This is a genomic window from Rhodoferax ferrireducens T118, assembly GCF_000013605.1.
GTDB lineage: Bacteria > Pseudomonadota > Gammaproteobacteria > Burkholderiales > Burkholderiaceae_C > Rhodoferax > Rhodoferax ferrireducens.
Genome location: NC_007908.1, coordinates 1,757,065 through 1,774,636, shown reverse-complemented (window position 1 = coordinate 1,774,636; position 17,572 = coordinate 1,757,065). Strand labels below are relative to the sequence as shown.

19 protein-coding genes are annotated in these 17,572 nt (G+C 60.1%); 11 read left to right on the top strand and 8 right to left on the bottom strand.

The window, feature by feature from the left end:
- Positions 1–60: 60 nt before the first annotated feature.
- Positions 61–234: a hypothetical protein gene (locus tag RFER_RS24045; protein WP_011463942.1), complete on the bottom strand. Its 174-nt coding sequence runs from the start codon at positions 232–234 to the stop codon at positions 61–63.
- Positions 235–348: 114 nt separating this feature from the next.
- Between RFER_RS24045 and RFER_RS08320 the strand changes: the two genes are divergently transcribed.
- The 4 genes from RFER_RS08320 (at position 349) to RFER_RS08305 (ending at position 3,671) form a co-directional block, all read left to right on the top strand.
- Positions 349–1,332 (top strand): MDR family oxidoreductase, encoded by a 984-nt coding sequence (locus RFER_RS08320; protein WP_011463941.1) that lies wholly within the window; start codon positions 349–351, stop codon positions 1,330–1,332.
- 63 nt (positions 1,333–1,395) lie between these two features.
- Positions 1,396–1,728, top strand: coding sequence for a hypothetical protein (locus tag RFER_RS08315; RefSeq protein WP_011463940.1), 333 nt, complete (start codon positions 1,396–1,398; stop codon positions 1,726–1,728).
- An 85-nt stretch (positions 1,729–1,813) separates the two neighbouring features.
- Positions 1,814–2,584, top strand: coding sequence for a FadR/GntR family transcriptional regulator (locus tag RFER_RS08310; protein ID WP_011463939.1), 771 nt, complete (start codon positions 1,814–1,816; stop codon positions 2,582–2,584).
- The gene (locus RFER_RS08305; protein ID WP_011463938.1) at positions 2,571–3,671 is read left to right on the top strand and encodes an NAD(P)/FAD-dependent oxidoreductase; all 1,101 of its coding nucleotides are present in this window, start codon (positions 2,571–2,573) and stop codon (positions 3,669–3,671) included. The genes RFER_RS08310 and RFER_RS08305 overlap by 14 nt, the downstream gene beginning before the upstream one ends.
- Before the next feature lie 91 nt (positions 3,672–3,762).
- On the opposite strand, the gene RFER_RS08300 is transcribed toward RFER_RS08305, so the two are convergent.
- Positions 3,763–4,638, bottom strand: coding sequence for a LysR substrate-binding domain-containing protein (locus RFER_RS08300; protein ID WP_011463937.1), 876 nt, complete (start codon positions 4,636–4,638; stop codon positions 3,763–3,765).
- A gap of 145 nt (positions 4,639–4,783) precedes the next feature.
- On the opposite strand from RFER_RS08300, the gene RFER_RS08295 reads away from it, so the two are divergent.
- The 6 genes from RFER_RS08295 to RFER_RS23435 all read left to right on the top strand — a co-directional run bounded on the left by RFER_RS08295 (position 4,784) and on the right by RFER_RS23435 (position 11,097).
- Positions 4,784–5,569, top strand: coding sequence for an SDR family oxidoreductase (locus tag RFER_RS08295; protein ID WP_041790421.1), 786 nt, complete (start codon positions 4,784–4,786; stop codon positions 5,567–5,569).
- A gap of 25 nt (positions 5,570–5,594) precedes the next feature.
- Positions 5,595–6,314, top strand: a complete 720-nt coding sequence (locus tag RFER_RS08290) for a ribonuclease activity regulator RraA (protein ID WP_011463935.1) — start codon at positions 5,595–5,597, stop codon at positions 6,312–6,314.
- The gene (locus tag RFER_RS08285; protein WP_011463934.1) at positions 6,311–7,246 is read left to right on the top strand and encodes a dihydrodipicolinate synthase family protein; all 936 of its coding nucleotides are present in this window, start codon (positions 6,311–6,313) and stop codon (positions 7,244–7,246) included. Before RFER_RS08290 ends, RFER_RS08285 begins: the two co-directional genes overlap by 4 nt.
- 181 nt (positions 7,247–7,427) lie before the next feature.
- Positions 7,428–8,387, top strand: a complete 960-nt coding sequence (locus RFER_RS08280) for a TAXI family TRAP transporter solute-binding subunit (RefSeq protein WP_011463933.1) — start codon at positions 7,428–7,430, stop codon at positions 8,385–8,387.
- 138 nt (positions 8,388–8,525) lie between these two features.
- The gene (locus RFER_RS08275) at positions 8,526–10,628 is read left to right on the top strand and encodes a TRAP transporter permease (protein ID WP_011463932.1); all 2,103 of its coding nucleotides are present in this window, start codon (positions 8,526–8,528) and stop codon (positions 10,626–10,628) included.
- 1 nt (position 10,629) lies between these two features.
- Positions 10,630–11,097, top strand: coding sequence for a DUF1850 domain-containing protein (locus RFER_RS23435; RefSeq protein WP_011463931.1), 468 nt, complete (start codon positions 10,630–10,632; stop codon positions 11,095–11,097).
- Here RFER_RS23435 and RFER_RS08265 read toward each other — a convergent pair.
- From RFER_RS08265 to RFER_RS08240, 6 genes are read right to left on the bottom strand one after another with little or no spacing between them, the layout of a single operon-like run.
- Positions 11,024–11,704: a CBS domain-containing protein gene (locus RFER_RS08265; protein ID WP_041790416.1), complete on the bottom strand. Its 681-nt coding sequence runs from the start codon at positions 11,702–11,704 to the stop codon at positions 11,024–11,026. The two genes, RFER_RS23435 and RFER_RS08265, sit on opposite strands and share 74 nt — an antisense overlap.
- A 45-nt stretch (positions 11,705–11,749) precedes the next feature.
- Positions 11,750–12,982, bottom strand: coding sequence for a radical SAM family heme chaperone HemW (gene hemW, locus RFER_RS08260; RefSeq protein ID WP_041790414.1), 1,233 nt, complete (start codon positions 12,980–12,982; stop codon positions 11,750–11,752).
- A gap of 17 nt (positions 12,983–12,999) precedes the next feature.
- The gene (gene rdgB / locus RFER_RS08255) at positions 13,000–13,599 is read right to left on the bottom strand and encodes an RdgB/HAM1 family non-canonical purine NTP pyrophosphatase (RefSeq protein ID WP_011463928.1); all 600 of its coding nucleotides are present in this window, start codon (positions 13,597–13,599) and stop codon (positions 13,000–13,002) included.
- A 39-nt stretch (positions 13,600–13,638) separates the two neighbouring features.
- Entirely contained in the window at positions 13,639–14,370 is a 732-nt protein-coding gene (gene rph / locus RFER_RS08250) for a ribonuclease PH (protein WP_011463927.1), read from the bottom strand.
- Between the two features lie 15 nt (positions 14,371–14,385).
- On the bottom strand, positions 14,386–15,303 hold the full coding sequence (locus RFER_RS08245) for a PP2C family protein-serine/threonine phosphatase (RefSeq protein WP_011463926.1): 918 nt from the start codon (positions 15,301–15,303) through the stop codon (positions 14,386–14,388).
- Entirely contained in the window at positions 15,300–16,307 is a 1,008-nt protein-coding gene (locus RFER_RS08240; RefSeq protein WP_011463925.1) for a serine/threonine protein kinase, read from the bottom strand. Before RFER_RS08240 ends, RFER_RS08245 begins: the two co-directional genes overlap by 4 nt.
- A gap of 74 nt (positions 16,308–16,381) precedes the next feature.
- Between RFER_RS08240 and RFER_RS08235 the strand changes: the two genes are divergently transcribed.
- Positions 16,382–17,299 carry a YicC/YloC family endoribonuclease gene (locus tag RFER_RS08235; RefSeq protein WP_011463924.1) on the top strand — a complete coding sequence of 306 codons (918 nt, stop codon included), beginning with the start codon at positions 16,382–16,384 and terminating at the stop codon, positions 17,297–17,299.
- The last annotated feature ends 273 nt before the right edge of the window (positions 17,300–17,572 follow it).

Sequence of the window (17,572 nt, the reverse complement as noted above, 5' to 3'; positions counted from 1 at the left end):
GGCACGGCTTGAGCTGTGCCGTGTGCCCGTCATACAAGAGGGTCAAGTGGTCCAGGCCTTCTAATCCGGGATCACGGCGCCAATCACCGCGCCAGTCGCCTTGACACCGGTCGTCACGACGGTTGCAGCCACCGTCACCACCGCATCAGCAACGGCCACGACGGCACACCCGGAGCACATCAGAACGGTGATGACAACCACGACTTTTCCCACTGCATCGACAACTCGTCTCATTTGGCTTCTCCGGATATTTGAGTTGCGATTATCGGGCGCCGCTGCTCTTGCGCTTGCGCGTTCGTGCCATAAACTACAAGCGAATGTTTCATTTTTTACAGCCGGGGAAATAACATGTTCAGAGGAATTCTCATCACCAAGGATGATGCCGGTTACAAGGCCGAGCTTCAGACCATCGACGAGGCCGTGCTGCCTGCTGGCGATGTCACGGTCCAGGTCGAGTGGTCAACACTCAACTACAAGGACGCGCTGGCGATCACCGGAAAATCACCGGTGGTTCGACGCTTCCCCATGGTCCCAGGCATCGATTTCGCGGGTACCGTGCTTGAGAGCACCAACGCAGCCTGGCAGGCTGGCGACAAGGTCATACTGAACGGCTGGGGTGTGGGCGAAACCCACTGCGGGGGTCTGGCTGAAATAGCGCGTGTCAAGGGCGAGTGGCTGCTTGCTCTGCCAAACAGCTTCACGACACGCCAGGCCATGGCCATCGGCACCGCCGGCTATACCGCCATGCTGTGCGTCCTGGCGCTGGAAAAACATGGCATCGAGCCTCCCGATGGTGAGATTCTCGTCACCGGCGCCAACGGTGGTGTGGGCAGCGTCGCCGTCGCCTTGCTTGCCAAGTTGGGCTACACGGTCGTCGCGTCGACCGGGCGCAGCGCCGAGGCCGATTACCTCAAGGCGCTGGGCGCAAGCCAGGTCATCGATCGCAGCGAACTCTCAGCACCCGGCAAGCCCATCGGCAAGGAGCGCTGGGCCGGGGTGATTGACACCGTCGGGAGCCATACGCTGGCCAATGCCTGCGCCACCACGCAATACCGCGGTGCGGTGGCCGCTTGCGGACTTGCGGGCGGCATGGATTTCCCGGCCACGGTGGCGCCATTCATCCTGCGCGGCGTGACCCTGTATGGCATCGACAGCGTCATGGCCCCGCTCAAGGTTCGTCAAGAAGCGTGGCAGCGGCTCAGCCGCGACCTCGACATCACCAGGCTCGAAGCCATCACCCGTGAAATAGGACTTTCGCAGGCCATCGCCGTGGCAACAGAATTACTGGACGGCAAAGTGCGCGGTCGTGTTGTGGTTGATGTGAAACGTTAACAGGAACCCAGGCTGCAAAGCCCAAGATCCCGCCAAATATCGCTTATTCCGGATTGATTACAAATGACCCTGCGCATCAGCCTCTATGTCATCGCCGCCTCCCTCATGGGGGCTCATTTTTTCAGGATGGGCAACTTCCTTGTGCTTGGCCTGTGTTTGGCAACACCCCTGCTGTTTTTTTACAAAAGCCGCTGGAGCCTTTTCTTGTTGCAACTCGCGGCCTATTGCGCAACCGCGAGCTGGCTGGGCACAGCCGTTCAACTGGTCCAGTTTCGGCAGCAAATCGACCGGCCCTGGACGGCTGCCGCCATTATTCTGGCTTCCGTCGCCTTGTTCACGCTGATGGCAGGTGTGCTGCTCAACGCCCGCAGCATGCGTGAGCGTTACCCCTTCTAGCCCGTTCCAACACTCGAAATAACGCTGGGCAAAATCCATCTGGCTATAATTTGTCATGCAGCCTTACAGATAGATTGGAGCCCTGATGATTGATCCGCTAGAGCGACCGTCTTCTCTTGTGGAGCGCGTCGTGCACAAACTGCAGACCGAAATTCAGTCAGGGGTCTATCCTGCCAACATGCGGCTGCCGGCCGAGCAAACGCTGGCCGACAACTTCAAGGTCAGCCGCCCGGTCATCCGGGAAGCCATTGCCCGGCTCAAGGTCGATCAGATTCTGGTGACGCGCAAGGGATCGGGGGCCTATGTGTCAGACAACCCGGTGGGCAACGCCTACCGGCTGGCGGACAGCAGCCAGGCGGGCGGTGGGCGAGATATCAATTTTCAGCACGTCTTTGAGTTGCGTTATTGGGCCGAATGTGCAGCGGCCGAACTCGCGGCGCTGCGGCGCACCCCGAACGATTTGCTGGCCATGCGCTGCGCGCTGGATGACATGGATCACAGTGCGAACGACTTTGCGGCTGCCGGTGTGGCAGACCTCGCCTTTCATCGGGCCATCGCAATTGCCACCTGCAACCCGTATTTCTCGGGCTTTGTGGACTTTCTGGCGCACCAGTTGCTCGAAACCCGGCGCCTGGCGTGGGAAAACTCGGCGCAGCGCGCGGTCGGGCCATCACCCGCGCAACAGGAGCACCGCTTGATTCTGGCGGCCATCGTCGCCGCTGATCCGAACGCAGCGCGCGAAGCTGCGCGCGCGCACCTGCTGGCCGCCGCGAAGCGGCTTGGATTGACGCTATCGTTCAACTATTCGGTATCCACCATTTATCCGCTTGCGGACGCGGCGCATGGAACGCGTTGACTGTGTCGTGATCGGTGCCGGCGTGGTGGGCTTGGCGGTGGCGCGCCGCTTGGCGCAGGACGGGCGCGAGGTGATGGTGCTGGAGGCTGCCCACAGCATCGGCACCGGCACCAGTTCCCGCAACAGCGAGGTGATTCATGCCGGTATTTACTACCCGACAAACTCCTTGAAGGCAAGCCTGTGCGTGCGGGGCAGGCAGTCGCTTTACGCCTATTGCGAAAGCCGCGCCATTCCCTATCGGCGCTGCGGCAAACTCATTGTGGCGACCGATGCCGGGCAGTTAAGCGCGCTGCAAGCCTTGCGGGAAAAGGCCCATGCCAATGGGGTGTTTGATCTGCAGAGCTTGACGGCCGCGCAGGTCAAAGCCATGGAGCCCGATATTTTTTGTGTGGCAGCGCTGCTGTCGCCCAGCACCGGCATCATTGACAGCCATGCCCTCATGCTGCAGCTACAAGCCGACGCCGAGCAGGCCGGTGCCGTGTTTGCCTTTCAGTCGGCCGTTGAGGCTGGCGAGATCACGTTTGAGGGCATCGCCCTGCGCGTCCAGGGCGCCATTGAGCCCCTGCTGGCCCACCGCGTCATCAATTGCGCCGGCCTGCAGGCGCAGCAGGTGGCCGCGCGCCTGGTCGGCCTGCCCGCGGCCAGCATTCCCCCTTTGTTCTATGCCAAAGGCAACTATTTTTCTTTCAGCGGACGGGCCCATTTTTCGCATCTGATCTATCCGATGCCTGAAGCCGGTGGCCTGGGCATCCATCTCACGCTGGACTTGGGCGGACGACCACGCTTTGGTCCGGATGTGCAATGGGCATCAAGAATTGACTACGCCGTGGACGCGGACCGACTAGCCACCTTTGAAAACCAGATCCGCCGTTACTGGCCGGGTGTGGACGCGGGCACTTTGCAGCCCGACTATGTTGGCATCCGACCCAAACTGGCGGCGCAGGGCGCACCGGCCGCAGATTTCCGGATTGACGATCACACCCGGCATGGCATCCCGGGCCTGGTCAATCTGTTTGGCATCGAATCGCCCGGACTCACCGCCGCGCTGGCCATCGCCGATCATGTCGCACAAAGCCTGAACGCCTGAACGCCTGAGCGCCCGGGTGGTGGTGGCGCCTGCCCACTCAACACTGAGCCAGTTAGACCGGTTCAGCGTGAATCCAATTGCACACGGCGTTCTACCCAGGTTGTGCGAAACGCATGGCCTCTTTTTGAAAAGCATCGACCAGCCGAATGCGAGAAGACCCTTTGTTCCAGATCAGGCCGACCTCCCGGTTTTGGTGGGGTCGTGAAAGGGAGATTTTTTTTAGCGAAAGACCTTGCGGCCAAGGTGGCGCCCAGTCCGGGATCAAAGACACGCCTAAATTTTGATCCACCATGACGGCGATCGCGTCAAGCGCATCCAGTTCAAACCGGACTTTCGGGGCCAGGCCTGCCTGCTGCAAGTAGCGTTCCGCAAGGTGACCGCCCCATTGATTTTTGTCGTAACTGATAAAGGGGTGACTCATTAAAAGAGCATGGGGGTCGTCTTGCGTGGTTGTAGTCGAGGCGATGACGATCAATGGTTCTTTTCTCAGATTGATCCAGTCCAGCACTTTCGGAATGGGAAACCCCGGTTTGACAATGATGGCGGCATCCAGATCGCCGTTGTGAACGCGTCGATACAGACGTTCCGAGGAACCGGGTTCGATGAAAACTTCAATTTTTGAATGTAATTTGACCAGTCCCCCCAGCATGTGCGGAACCATCCCGGTGAGCGCGGTTGCGATGGCGCCAATCCTGAGTTCACCAGAAAGAATGTCGTGGTCGACCACAAAGCGCAGGTCGTTGAAATCTCTTAGAACACTTCGGGCCCGCAAGGCCAGTTTTGCACCGGCTTCGGTCGGGCGCACCGTGCGTCCGGCTCGCATGACAAGCTTGGTTCCCATCTCGGCCTCCAGCGTCTGCAAGCGTTGCGCCACGGCCCCCGGCGTCACATTCATTTGACGCGCGGCGTCGACCAGCGTGCCACTGTGAACAACCGCGATCAAAGTTTCAAGAAATAAGGTGTCCATAACGTAGAAAAACTGCTTCCTGAAAGGATGATAACGGTCTTTATCTATCTTTCTGAAAACCCCACACTCGCGCTAGCATTTTTGGATTGAAAAAATTCCACCATTGAGGCGTCCTTCGCCAATGCAATCAACATGGAGACTGTTTATGGATATGGGATTAGCAGGCAAGACTGCACTGGTGCTTGGCGCAGGTGGCGGATTGGGGTGCGCCATTGCCAGTTCATTGGCACGCGAAGGGGCCAACATTGCGGTCGCCGATATCAATGAAGAGGCGCTCATGCGCACCGTTGAATCGGTGCAAAAAGCGGGCGGCACCGCACTGCCCCTGCTGTGGGATATTGGCGACCTGTCGGTGGTGGATGCGCGCATGCTGGAAATTGAAAGCCGATTTGGCAGCGTGGATGTACTGATCAACAATACGGGCGGCCCACCGCCCACCACGGCGTTTGGCCAAGACGCGGCCCTGTGGACGCGCAGTTTTCAGAGCATGGTGTTGTCGGTGCTGGCCATCACGGATCGTGTGCTGCCGGGCATGCGCGCCAAGAAGTGGGGACGGATCATCACCAGCACCTCTTCCGGCGTGGTGACCCCCATCCCGAATCTGGCAATCTCCAATGCGCTGCGTTTGTCCCTGGTCGGCTGGTCCAAGACACTGGCACGGGAGGTGGCGCAGGACGGCATTACGTGCAACATTATCTTGCCCGGCAGAATTGCCACCGAGCGCATCAAGTTTCTCGATGAAGCGAAAGCGAAAAGAGAAGGACGCGCCGTGTCGCAAGTCTGTGCAGAAAGCACCAGCGCCATCCCCATGGGCCGCTACGGCAACCCGGAAGAATATGCCGATGTCGTTACCTTCCTGGCCAGCACGCGGTCGTCTTATATGACGGGATCTACGTTGCGCGTGGATGGCGGATTGATTTCCAGCATCTGATACACACTGTCAAAGAAGGCGACCCATGACCACAGAAACACTCCCCCTGGACGCGGACCTCATCCGCACGCTGTCCAATGTCACAACGGCCACCCTGACGACGGTGCTCTTGAAAAAGGGGCTTCGTCATGTCTGGCTCAAAGGCACCATGCCGATCAAAAGCGATCAGCCGCGTCGCGTTGGACGGGCCTTCACCTTGCGCTTCGTCCCGGCACGCGAAGATCTGGCCACGCCGGAATCCTGGTCTTCACCTATCTCGACACGGGCGGCCATCGAAGCCATGCCCGCAGGCTGTATTGCCGTGGTCGATGCCATGGGCGTGACGGATGCCGGCATTTTCGGTGACATCCTGTGTACACGGATGAGCAAACGCGGCGTTGCAGGTCTTGTCACCGACGGCGTGGTGCGCGACTTGGCGGGTGTGCTCGCCAGCGGATTTCCGGTCTGGTGCGCCGGCACGGCGGCGCCGCCGTCGGTTGCTGCCCTGACGTTCGTGAGTTGGCAGGAACCAATTGCCTGCGGTGGCGTCGCCGTTTTTCCCAACGATGTCATCGTCGTTGATTCAGATGGCGCGGTGCTCATTCCGGCGGCGCTGCTGGAAGAGGTTGTGGCCTTGGCTGTCGAGCAAGAACGCCTGGAAGCTTGGATCATGAACGAGGTCGAAAAGGGTGCCGCCTTGCCGGGACTTTACCCACCGAACGCCGCTACCAAAGTCCGCTATGAAGCGTCAAAAGAGAAAGCATGAATAAATTGTCTGCAAGCGCCAAGGGCGCCTATTTGATTGCCATCACCCCGTTTACCGAGAACGGTGCGCTTGACTTGGCAAGCACGGATCGGATGGTCGATTTTTATCTGGCAAAGGGCGCATCGGGCCTGACCATCCTGGGCATTCTCGGAGAAGCAACCAAGTTAACTGCTGAAGAATCAAAATTATTCACCAAACAGGTGCTGCAGCGTGTGAATGGGCGTGTCCCGGTCGTGGTGGGCGCATCATCCGCAGGTTTTGCGCCGATGCGTGAATTGACGCAGAGCGTGATGGCGCTGGGGGCCTCGGGCGTCATGATCGCGCCCCCTGCTTCAGTACGCACCGATGATCAAATCGTGGCCTACTTTGACATGGTCAACGAGACGCTTGGCAGTGATGTGCCCTGGGTTCTGCAGGATCATCCAGTCTCCACTGGCGTGCAGATGTCAACCGGCGTTATTTTGCGCATCGTCAAAAATTCATCCACCTGTGTGATGCTCAAGCATGAAGATTGTCCTGGCCTGGCCAAGTTGTCGGCGATTCGCGCTGCAAGTGATCGGGGCGATGCAAGGCGTGTGGCTATCCTGACCGGCAACGGCGGCGGACTGTTCTTGCCGGAGGAATTGACGCGCGGCGCCGACGGCGCCATGACCGGCTTTGCCTATCCCGAGATGATGGTCGATGTCATCACGGCGCATGCGGCGGGTGAGATCGAAAAGGCGCACGATATTTTCGATGCCTATCTGCCGCTGGCCCGCTATGAACAACAAGCCGGCATCGGCTTGGCGGTGAGAAAACACATCATGGCCCAACGCGGTGTCATTGCCTGCGCGACGCTGCGAAAACCCGGGTTACGGCTGTCAAACTCCGACATGGCCGACGTCGCCCGTTTGACTGAACGGCAAACCAGACGCCTGCAGGAACTTCAATAAGTTCAAACATTCTCGTTCCGACGGAATCCTCGCTGGCATTTCACACGTCCGGCAGGGCACACAGGCACGGGAAAACCCCTAAGCATTGCTTGCCCCCGGCTGATTATTCAACGTTTATTTGTTGTATTCTGTAAGGCAGCCTGACAAAAATCTTTTACCCTGATCACAAGGAGACAGTTCCATGCGTTTTATCCGAAAACTCGGTCTTGCCCTGGGGCTTGGTGCCGCCATCGCCAGCAGTTCTGCTTTGGCGCAGCAAGCACAATTCATCACCGTGCTGACCGGCGGCACCAGCGGGGTGTACTACCCGCTCGGCGTCTCCCTGTCACAGATTTACGGCAAGGCCATTCCAGGCGCAAAGTCTTCAGTACAGGCCACCAAGGCGTCCGCCGAAAACCTCAACCTGCTCCAGGCAGGCCGCGGCGAAATCGCTTTTACCCTTGGCGATGCCCTCTCCGACGCCTGGAAAGGCAACGAGGAAGCTGGTTTCAAGGTGCCACTGAAAAAACTGCGTGGTGTCGCCGGTATCTACTCCAACTACATCCAGATCGTCGCCAGCGCCGACTCGGGCATCAAGACCCTGGCCGACCTGAAGGGCAAACGCGTCGCCGTCGGCGCGCCGAAGTCTGGCACCGAAATCAATGCACGTGCCATCCTCAAGGGCGCCGGGCTAAGCTATAAAGACTTGGGCAAGGTCGAATACCTGCCGTTCGGCGAATCAGTCGAACTGATGAAAAATCGCCAGATAGACGCGACACTGATCTCGGCGGGCCTTGGCGTCTCAGCCTTGCGTGACCTGGCGACCTCGGTGAAGATGATCGTCGTGCCGATTCCCGCCGACGTGGTGACCAAGATCAACGACCCCGCCTACATTGCCGGCACCATTCCGGCCAATACCTACGAAGGACAGACCGCGAGCGTGACCACCGTGGCGATCGAGAATTTCATCGTTACCCATGAGAGCGTGCCGACTGACACGGTCTACAAGATGACCAAGGCCATGTACGAAAACCTCGATCAGATGGTCGCTGCCCATACCGCGGCAAAAGCCATCAGGCGCGAGGAAGGCCCCATGCATATGCCTCTTGCGCTGCACCCCGGTGCCGAGAAATATTACCGCGAAGTCGGCCTGATCAAGTAAGCGATTGGCCGTGATCGTATTCGAGCCGCGCTGGTCAAACGCCACAGCGGCTTTTTTTAATATCTTGTGGGACAGTCCGCAGCTGCGCATCGCGAGCCAACTCTGTCTCCAGCACTTTAAACTTTATTCTGGATCGCCATGACTAACGCCGCAAATGACACGCCGCAGGGCCTGTTCGACCATCCTGCACCAACCGATGAATTCCAGGAGCACGGTCATACCCGCAATCTCGGCGGGTGGGCGTTGAAGACCGTGGTCTTTGCCGCCATCGCTTTTTCCGCTTACCAGTTGATGGTGGCCGGGTTCTCACCGTTGTCCAGCCTCATCACCCGCGCGTTCCACGTCGGCTTCCTGCTCCTGATCGCTTTCCTGCTCTATCCTGCCCTGCAGCGCGCCAAGCCGCAGACCCGCATCCCCTGGTACGACTGGATTCTGGCGCTGACCGGTTTCGGCCTCGCCTTCTACCACTGGATTTTCGAGGCTGACCTGATCCAGCGCTCGGGCGATCCGACCATGACCGATCTCGTCGTCGGCGCCATTGTGGTTCTACTGGTATTCGAGGCCGCCCGGCGCATCCTCGGCATCGCACTGCCCATCGTTTGCGGCCTGTTCCTGCTCTATGGCCTGTTTGGCCAATACCTGCCGGGCGATCTGGCCCATCGGGGCTATACCCTGGCGCAACTTGTGGACCAGCTTGGCTTCGGCACCGAAGGCATCTATGGCATCCCGACGCTGGTGTCGGCCACCTATATTTTCCTGTTCATCCTGTTCGGTTCCTTCCTTGAACACGCCGGCATGATCAGGCTCTTCAATAGCGTGGCGCTGGGCTTCGTCGGCCATGCCCAGGGCGGACCGGCCAAGGTGGCGGTGATCTCCTCCGGCTTCATGGGCATGATCTCGGGCTCGGGCGTCGCCAACGTGCTCACCATCGGCCAGTTCACCATCCCGCTGATGAAGCGCTTCGGCTATTCGTCCGTCTTCGCCGGCGCCGTCGAGGCCACCTCCTCGATGGGCGGCCAGATCATGCCGCCGGTGATGGGCGCGGTCGCCTTCATCATGGCCGAAACGCTCAACGTGCCCTACGCCGACATCGTCAAGGCTGCGGTGATCCCGGCCTTCCTCTATTACTTCACGGCCTTCGTCATGGTGCACCTGGAGGCCGGCCGCCTGAAGCTGCTCGGCATCCCCAAGGACCAGTGCCCGAATCCCTGGCGCGCCATCAAGGACAACTGGTACCTGATCCTGCCGCTGGCGGCACTGGTGGTGATGCTGTTCGAAGGCTTCACGCCGATGTTCGCGGGCATGATGGGCCTGGCCCTGACGGCCATCCTGATTCTGGGCAGCGCCATCGCCGCGCGCATTTCACAAACGGCATTCCGCGTCGTGTTCTGGTTCGCGATGGGCCTGGCAGCCGCCTCATTCGCCAAATGGGGCATACAGCCAGTAATGGCGGTGATCGCCGCGCTCGCGGTCGGCAACCTGTTCGTCCAAGGCGGCAAGAAGACCCTGCACACCATGAAGATGAGCCTGGTCGACGGCGCCAAGCAGGCGCTGCCGGTGGGTATCGCCTGCGCCGTCGTCGGCGTCATCATCGGCGTCTTGACTCTGACCGGGGCGGCCTCCAGCTTCGCCGGCTACATCCTGACCATCGGGCAGAAGAGCCTGTTCGCCTCGCTGTTCCTGACCATGATCGTCTGTCTGATCCTGGGCATGGGCATCCCGACCATTCCCAATTACATCATCACCAGCTCCATTGCCGCCCCGGCCCTGCTCAAGCTCGGCGTGCCGCTGATCGTCTCGCACATGTTCGTGTTCTATTTCGGCATCATGGCCGATCTGACGCCGCCGGTGGCGCTGGCCGCCTTCGCCGCTGCCTCGATCGCCAAGGCCTCGCCGATGAGGATCGGCTACAAGGCCACCCAGATCGCCATCGCCGGTTTCGTCGTGCCCTTCATGGCGGTCTACGACCCGGCGCTGATGCTGCAGGGGCAATGGACCGCTCTCACCGTGGCCTACGTCGCTTTCAAGGCGGTGCTCGCCATCAGCCTGTGGGCCGTGATGACCATCGGCTACCTGTGGCAGCCCGTCGGATTGCTCTGGCGCGTTTTTGCCTTCGTCGCCGCCGCCCTGCTGGTGGCCGCCATCCCCTTCACCGACGAAATCGGCTTCGCCATGGCAGCCGTATTTATCATTTGGCAGTGGTTCAGGAATCGCAAGGCACCCCAATTAGCAGTTGCATGAGATGAGCGGCCTCTGCCTGGCCGCCGGGGTGATCGCCGCGACCCTGCCACTGTCGGCCTTCACGCTGGCATGGACGCATTCGATCGAAAAAATCCGCTGGGAGGAGGATTACCGCATCCAGGATAGCCGCCTGGTTCTCGAAGAAGCGCGCATCCGGGGCAGCGGTGCCGGCATGGAGCCGCCTGCCGACGCAAAATTCAAAAACGGCGTCTGGCACTACAAACCGATCCTGCCACCACTCGAACGGTTGAGGCTCACCCACTCCCCTTACACCGCCGGCTACGAAATCTGTAGCAATGGGGGTTGCAAGCCGCTCACCACCCTACTCCCCGGTCTGCCCGATTTTGCGTTGATTGAAGTCTCGGCCTGCCGCCCCGGTCCACCAGACCCGGGACTCAGCCCCACAGGTCAAGTGGCGGATCCGTCACCACCGCCCGCAAAATATCCGAGCGCGACACAAAGCCGATGACCAGACCCTGCTCATCCACCACCGGCAAGCCCGGCAGGCCGGCATCGAGCAACACGCGCGCCACCCGGCGAATATCAGTGTCCGGGGCCACGCTGGGCACTGGGGTCCACATGATGTCCAGCACACTTTGCGCCAGCAGTGCGCGCCACACCAGGGCATGACTGTCGGGTGTGGGCAGGCGCTCAGGCCGCAGCAAATCAGCACGCGACAACAGTCCCACCAGGGTACCGGCCGCATTCAGCACCGGGGCCTGGCCCACACCCTGCCGGGCCAACGTCTGCCAGGCGTCCTGCACCGTGGCGGTATCAAGCAGGGTGATCACGGCCCGGCTCATCAAGGCATCGACCAGCTTCAGGGGATGGCGCGGCTGAGTCACCCCTTTTTGACTCTCGGCATAGGCCGCCAGGGCGCTGCGATGGGCCTCGTCGCTCGGGGCCGCTTGCTGCGCCAGAGCGGCATAGGCGGCTTCAGCGGCCGGGTCGCTCCCGTCACGTCCCACGGCCTGAATGGCGTTGGAACGCGCGATGGCACCAACACCGCCCACCTGGCGCAGTTGTTCCATGGAACCACGAAACAATTGCCCCGCCACACCATAGATTGAGAACATGGTCTGCCCCTTGTTTTGTTCGGGCCGACTATAGCCTGCCAGGGGTCAACGGCGCTTGGGAAGAAACAGCGACTGCAAGTCACTCAAAAAATCAAAACCGCGCACAGTGGGCGTGACGCGGGCCAGGTCGCGCACGATCAAACCCTGCGCCTGAGCCTGCTCCAGCGCCGCTTGAATGGTGGTAATTGCGAGACCCGTGCGCTCTGAGAACAGTTGCAGGGCGAAGCCGTCTTTCAAACGCAAGGCATTCAACATGAACTCAAACGGCAAATCGGCCCGGCTGACCTCTTCGTCCTGCGCCAGACAATGGCCCGCCAAGGCTTGTTCCATGTAGCGCCCGGGCTCGCGAAACCGCACTTGGCGCACCACCCGGTGCGCAAAACTGAGCTTGCTGTGCGCGCCGGCTCCGAGGCCGAGGTAGTCGCCAAACTGCCAGTAATTGAGGTTGTGAAAGCAGCGGTGGCCGGGAGCGGCATAGGCCGACACTTCGTAGCGCTGCAGGCCTGCTGAGCCGGTCATGTCGGTGATGAGGTCCAGCATGTCGTAGGCTGTATCGTCTTCAGGCAGCGGCGGCGGATACTTGGCAAAGAAGGTGTTGGGCTCGATGGTGAGCTGATAAATCGAAATATGCGGCGGCGAAAAGGTCAGCGCGCGCGCCATGTCTTGCTTGACGTCAGCCAGCGTCTGCCCAGGCAGCGCGTACATGAGGTCCAGGTTGAAAGTGTCAAACGCCTGCGCCGCTTCTTCCACCGCGGCGAGCGCTTGCGCGCTGTCATGCACCCGCCCCAGGGTCTTCAAGAATGAGTCGTTAAAGCTCTGCACCCCAACCGACAAGCGGGTCACGCCGGCGCCGCGAAAGGCCCGAAAGCGATCTTTCTCAAAGCTGCCCGGATTGGCCTCCAGCGTGATTTCGCAACCCGCCTCCAGTCGCAGCCGCGCCCGGATGCCGCTCAGCAGATGGTCGATGGCCTCGGGTGAAAACAGGCTGGGCGTGCCGCCACCGATAAAAATGCTGTGCACCGTGCGGCCCCAAGTCAAAGGCAAGGCGGCTTCCAGGTCGGCCATCAAGGCCGCCAGGTAACGCTGCTCGGGCAGCTCGGCGGCGCGCATCTCGTGCGAGTTGAAGTCGCAATAAGGGCATTTCTTCAAACACCAGGGCAGATGCACATAAAGCGACAGCGGCGGCAAGGCGGCCAACTGTAAGGTGCCGGGGCGCAAGTAGTGCCCCATGTCATGCGGCGCCGAAGTTGACTCAGTGGCGGAAACAACCGGAATCATGCGCAGTCCGCCATGCCTTACAGCCAGCGCTCGCGCATCAGCGCCAGCATGGCGCGGGCGGCCCGGCCCCGGTGGCTGTTGGCGTTCTTGACCTCGACCGGCAATTGGGCAAAGGTCTGGCCGAACTCGGGGATCAACATCACCGGATCAAAACCAAAACCATGGCTGCCCACCGGCGCGCGGGCAATCTCGCCCACCACGCGGCCAACGGCAATCAAGGGTTCCGGGTCCTGCTCCGAGCGCACCGCCACCAGCGTGCTCACCAGCGCGGCACGCCGGTTGTCGACATCGCGCATTTGTTCCAGCAGGGCGCGCACGTTGTTGTCGTCGCCTTTTTCATAGCCAAACCGGGTGGCGTAGAAGGCCGTTTGCACCCCCGGCAAACCCCCAAAGGCATCAACACACAGGCCGGCATCGTCGGCCAGCGCGGGCAAGCCGCTGTGCGCGCTGGCATGACGCGCCTTGGCCAGCGCGTTTTCGACAAAGGTGTGATACGGCTCAGGCGCCTCGGGAATACCGAGCTCGCCTTGGGTGATCAACTCAAACCCGAGCGGAGCCAACATGGCGCGCAGCTCGGCCAATTTGCCGCGGTTGTTGGATGCTAAAACAATTTTCATTAAATAGGGCTGTAGCCCCCGTGAAATATTAATAGTTTGCTATTTATTTAGTAGTGAAATTTTTTGCAATGCAACCAGATCGCTGATGCCTTGTTCGGCCAGCGCCAGCAAGGCATCCATCTCCCGGCGCGAAAATGCCGCGCCCTCGGCCGTGCCCTGCACTTCCACAAATTGACCGGCCCCCGTCATCACCACGTTCATGTCCGTGTCACAGGCTGAATCCTCGGTGTATTCCAGATCAAGCAAGGGCGTGCCGTCGACGATGCCAACAGAGATGGCGGCCACATGGTCGCGAATCGGCGACAACTGCAGCTTGCCCTGCATGAGCAACTGGGTGACGGCGTCCTGCGCCGCCACAAACGCACCGGTGATGGCCGCCGTGCGGGTACCGCCATCGGCCTGCAACACATCGCAGTCGAGGTGAATCGTGCGCTCACCGAGCAGGCTCAGGTCAAACACCGACCGCAGAGCGCGACCGATGAGACGCTGAATTTCCTGCGTGCGCCCGCTCTGCTTGCCACGCGCCGCCTCGCGCTCGTTGCGGCTGTGGGTGGCACGCGGCAGCATGCCATATTCCGCTGTCACCCAGCCCTGGCCGCTGCCTTTTTTGTGAGCCGGCACTTTTTCTTCCACCGAGGCCGTACACAACACTTTGGTGTTGCCGAACTCGATCAACACCGAACCTTCGGCGTGCATGGTGTAGCCGCGCTGAATTTTGACCGCTCGCAGCTGGTTGGCGGCGCGTGCGCCGACTCGCAAAAATTGATGCATAGTGAAATGGTGAGCCTAGGCGCTCTTTTTAAGCGCCGAGCGGCGAATGGCTTCGTTAATTTCAGCGATGGAGCGCTCAATGGCGGCATCGTCCAGGTCTTCCAGCGCCGCGTCCAGCGTGTCGGCCTGAAACGTTGAGGCAAAAAATCCATCACTGAGCGTGTCAGTTGAAATACTGCCCCGGGTTGATTCAAACCCATCGGGCATTTCCCACTCAAGCGCGATACACGTCACGTTGTCGCTTCTATCGCCGGCCGTGCGCAGTGCGCTTTCCACCAGCTGCGGGACTGCTTCACTGACTGGTTTATGCGCCAGACAGTCAACAATGTCGGCCTCGCTGAGCCGGTCCCACAAGCCGTCCGAGCACAACATCAGCTTGTCGCCCTGCTGCAGTCCAACGGGTCCGGCAATGTCGAACACCGGCTTGGTTGGGGAACCCAGGCAGGTAAACAGGACATTGCGGTTGATGCGCTCCGCCGGTTTTTTACCTGCTGCAGTGGCCCGTTGCTGCTCGAGAAACGAGTGATCGCGGGTTCGCACCAACAGTTGGCCCTGGCGCACCAGATAGAGCCGGGAGTCACCACAATGAATCCAACTCACGGCCCCATCCTGCACCAATGCCACCACCGCCGTGGTGCGCGGCGTATCGAGCATGCCGTTTTGAATGGCATGCTGCAAAATCTGGCGGTGCGCCGTCAACACCGCAGAGGTCAGGAACGCAGCAATATCAACGATTTTCGGCTGCGCCTCTTTCTGGTACATGGCCGCGATGGTCTGCAAAGCCAGCTGCGCCGCGACCTCCCCTTGCGGGTGGCCCCCCATACCGTCAGCAAGAAAAAAAATGCCCGATTCGCGCGTGTAGCAATAGCCCATGCGATCTTCGTTTTTTTCCCGCGAGCCTTTGCGGCTGATCTGAAAAATGGAAAATTTCATTTGATTTTCGCGCCAAAACGGGTCGCTTTCTGGACGCTCTTTTTCGTGTCTGACACCATGGTGTCGAATTGAAGTCGAACTTTTTCAGTCACACTGAGCCTGGTATAGCGACGCTCACCCGCGCGGCTCAGCTCTTTCTGCAGAGCAAACACCGACTGCGGCCGCGACAGCGGATCGAGCGACATGCACCACTCCACGATCTCAATCAGGTTGTCAGAGTAAACACCGCGCATACGCGTGAGCGCCATGGCAATGCGGTCTTTTTCAAGACGTTGCGGCGCCTCATTGGGTGGGTAACCCAGCATGCAGGCATAAATACAGGCACCAATGGCGTAAATGTCGGTCCAAGGCCCCATGGCGGCATCGCGCCGGTACATCTCAGGGGCGGCAAAGCCGGGGGTGTACATGGGGCGGACGAAATTACCCTCTTTGCTCAACACTTCACGCGCCGCACCAAAATCAATCAGCACGGACTTATTGTCATCCGTGATAAACACATTGGCCGGCTTGATGTCCAGGTGCAGCATCTTGTGCTGATGAACAATGCGCAAACCACGCAGAATTTCGTCAAACAGGGACCGAATGGTCGACTCCCGGAACACTTTGGCCTGCTTGAGGTCTCGCGCCGTGACGATGAAATCCTGCAGCGACGCGCCCTCCAGGTAATTCATCACCATGTAAACGGTTTCGTTCTCCCTGAAAAAATTCAGCACGCTCACCACGGAGGGATGTGATATCTGCGCCAGCGAGCGGCCTTCTTCAAAGAAACTCTTGAGGCCAAGGCGGTACAAGGACAACCTTTCCGGCTGCACCTGCGGCAGCAATTCGCCCGCCACGCGGGTCGCCAGCGCCGACGGCAGGTACTCCTTGATCGCGACTTGCTGACCCTCGCTATCTTCGGCCAGATAGACCACGCCAAAACCGCCCGCCGCAACTTTGCGGACAACGCGGTAACCACCGATCAGGGTATTGGGCGCTAAGGGTGCGGGTCTGACCTTTGACATATTTATTGAGCGAACTCCGACGGGGCTGGCAGGAACCGGGTTATTCTTGCACTTTCATTGATCAAAGAGTCAAGATGTCAGTTTACAGCATGACTGGTTATGCCAGTGCCCAGCACAGCAGCGACCGCCCCAGTTCCGAGGCCGAGTCCAAAAGCGCGCCGCCCAATCATCTCGGACTGGAAATCCGTTCCGTCAACAGCCGTTTTCTGGACCTGTCGTTCAAGTTGCCCGAAGAGCTCCGGCAGTATGAACCGGTGCTACGCGAACTGCTTGTCAGCCGGCTCAAGCGCGGCAAGGTCGAAGTACGCGCCGCCATTGAAAGCAACGTCCAGAGTAGCGTGGTGGATCCCACGCCACGGCTGCTGCAGCGTCTCAACGCGGTGCAAGATAACGTCAAAGCCTGGCTACCGGACGCCGCACCCTTGAGCGTGGCGGACGTCATCCGATTGGCCGCCGGCGAGCTCGGTGCCAACTGTGACTGGAGCGAAACCATTCTGACACTGGCCCGCCAGGCGCTGGAAGAAATGCTCAGTGCCCGCCAGCGCGAGGGCGCGCGACTCGCCACCATGTTGCTCGATCGCCTTGGCCAGATCCGCGCGCTGGCAGCACTTGCCGTGCCACTGGTGCCGCAATTGGTGGCGCAGCAGCGCCAACGCTTTCTGGATCGCTGGCAGGAGGCCATGGCCCTGACCGACGGCAGCACGCTACCGGAAGCTGCGCGGGACCGGGCCCTGACCGAAGCCACCGCTTTTGCCATCCGCATTGACGTGGCCGAAGAAGTCACCCGCATCCAGTCGCACCTTGATGAAATTGAACGCCTGATCAAAAAAGGTGGCGAACTGGGCAAACGACTCGACTTCCTGATTCAGGAGTTGCACCGCGAAGCCAACACGCTGGGCTCCAAATCGGCCGCGCTGGAGTTGACCCATATTTCGGTGGACATGAAAGTGTTGATCGAGCAAATGCGTGAGCAGGTGCAAAACATAGAGTAAGGCGTCCTGGCGTCTCTCCAGGCGGGGCGGGCTTGCCCGCAAAGCACTAAATTGCGCTGGGCCTGCTGTACACCACAATGGCAATACCGCCCAGTACAGCGATTGAAGTCAGCAGCAGACTCAAGGTAATGGGCTCGTGGACAAACAAAGCACCGGCCAGTGAGGCCCGCACCGGCACACTCAGTTAAACCGCTGCCGCGCGCGTCCTCGTGAGTTTCGGCAAAACGAGGTACCAGACGGCGTAGCCCACGCCGGAAGTGACAGCGCCTGACA

Coding starts and splice junctions, on each gene's coding strand:
- RFER_RS08290 (WP_011463935.1), top strand. CDS start 5,595: ATGACCACAGAAACACTCCCCCTGGACGCGGACCTCATCCGCACGCTG.
- RFER_RS08320 (WP_011463941.1), top strand. CDS start 349: ATGTTCAGAGGAATTCTCATCACCAAGGATGATGCCGGTTACAAGGCC.
- RFER_RS08300 (WP_011463937.1), bottom strand. CDS start 4,638: ATGGACACCTTATTTCTTGAAACTTTGATCGCGGTTGTTCACAGTGGC.
- RFER_RS08295 (WP_041790421.1), top strand. CDS start 4,784: ATGGATATGGGATTAGCAGGCAAGACTGCACTGGTGCTTGGCGCAGGT.
- RFER_RS24045 (WP_011463942.1), bottom strand. CDS start 234: ATGAGACGAGTTGTCGATGCAGTGGGAAAAGTCGTGGTTGTCATCACC.
- RFER_RS08285 (WP_011463934.1), top strand. CDS start 6,311: ATGAATAAATTGTCTGCAAGCGCCAAGGGCGCCTATTTGATTGCCATC.
- rdgB (WP_011463928.1), bottom strand. CDS start 13,599: ATGAAAATTGTTTTAGCATCCAACAACCGCGGCAAATTGGCCGAGCTG.
- hemW (WP_041790414.1), bottom strand. CDS start 12,982: ATGATTCCGGTTGTTTCCGCCACTGAGTCAACTTCGGCGCCGCATGAC.
- RFER_RS23435 (WP_011463931.1), top strand. CDS start 10,630: ATGAGCGGCCTCTGCCTGGCCGCCGGGGTGATCGCCGCGACCCTGCCA.
- RFER_RS08275 (WP_011463932.1), top strand. CDS start 8,526: ATGACTAACGCCGCAAATGACACGCCGCAGGGCCTGTTCGACCATCCT.
- RFER_RS08305 (WP_011463938.1), top strand. CDS start 2,571: ATGGAACGCGTTGACTGTGTCGTGATCGGTGCCGGCGTGGTGGGCTTG.
- RFER_RS08240 (WP_011463925.1), bottom strand. CDS start 16,307: ATGTCAAAGGTCAGACCCGCACCCTTAGCGCCCAATACCCTGATCGGT.
- RFER_RS08280 (WP_011463933.1), top strand. CDS start 7,428: ATGCGTTTTATCCGAAAACTCGGTCTTGCCCTGGGGCTTGGTGCCGCC.
- rph (WP_011463927.1), bottom strand. CDS start 14,370: ATGCATCAATTTTTGCGAGTCGGCGCACGCGCCGCCAACCAGCTGCGA.
- RFER_RS08235 (WP_011463924.1), top strand. CDS start 16,382: ATGTCAGTTTACAGCATGACTGGTTATGCCAGTGCCCAGCACAGCAGC.
- RFER_RS08245 (WP_011463926.1), bottom strand. CDS start 15,303: ATGAAATTTTCCATTTTTCAGATCAGCCGCAAAGGCTCGCGGGAAAAA.
- RFER_RS08315 (WP_011463940.1), top strand. CDS start 1,396: ATGACCCTGCGCATCAGCCTCTATGTCATCGCCGCCTCCCTCATGGGG.
- RFER_RS08310 (WP_011463939.1), top strand. CDS start 1,814: ATGATTGATCCGCTAGAGCGACCGTCTTCTCTTGTGGAGCGCGTCGTG.
- RFER_RS08265 (WP_041790416.1), bottom strand. CDS start 11,704: ATGTTCTCAATCTATGGTGTGGCGGGGCAATTGTTTCGTGGTTCCATG.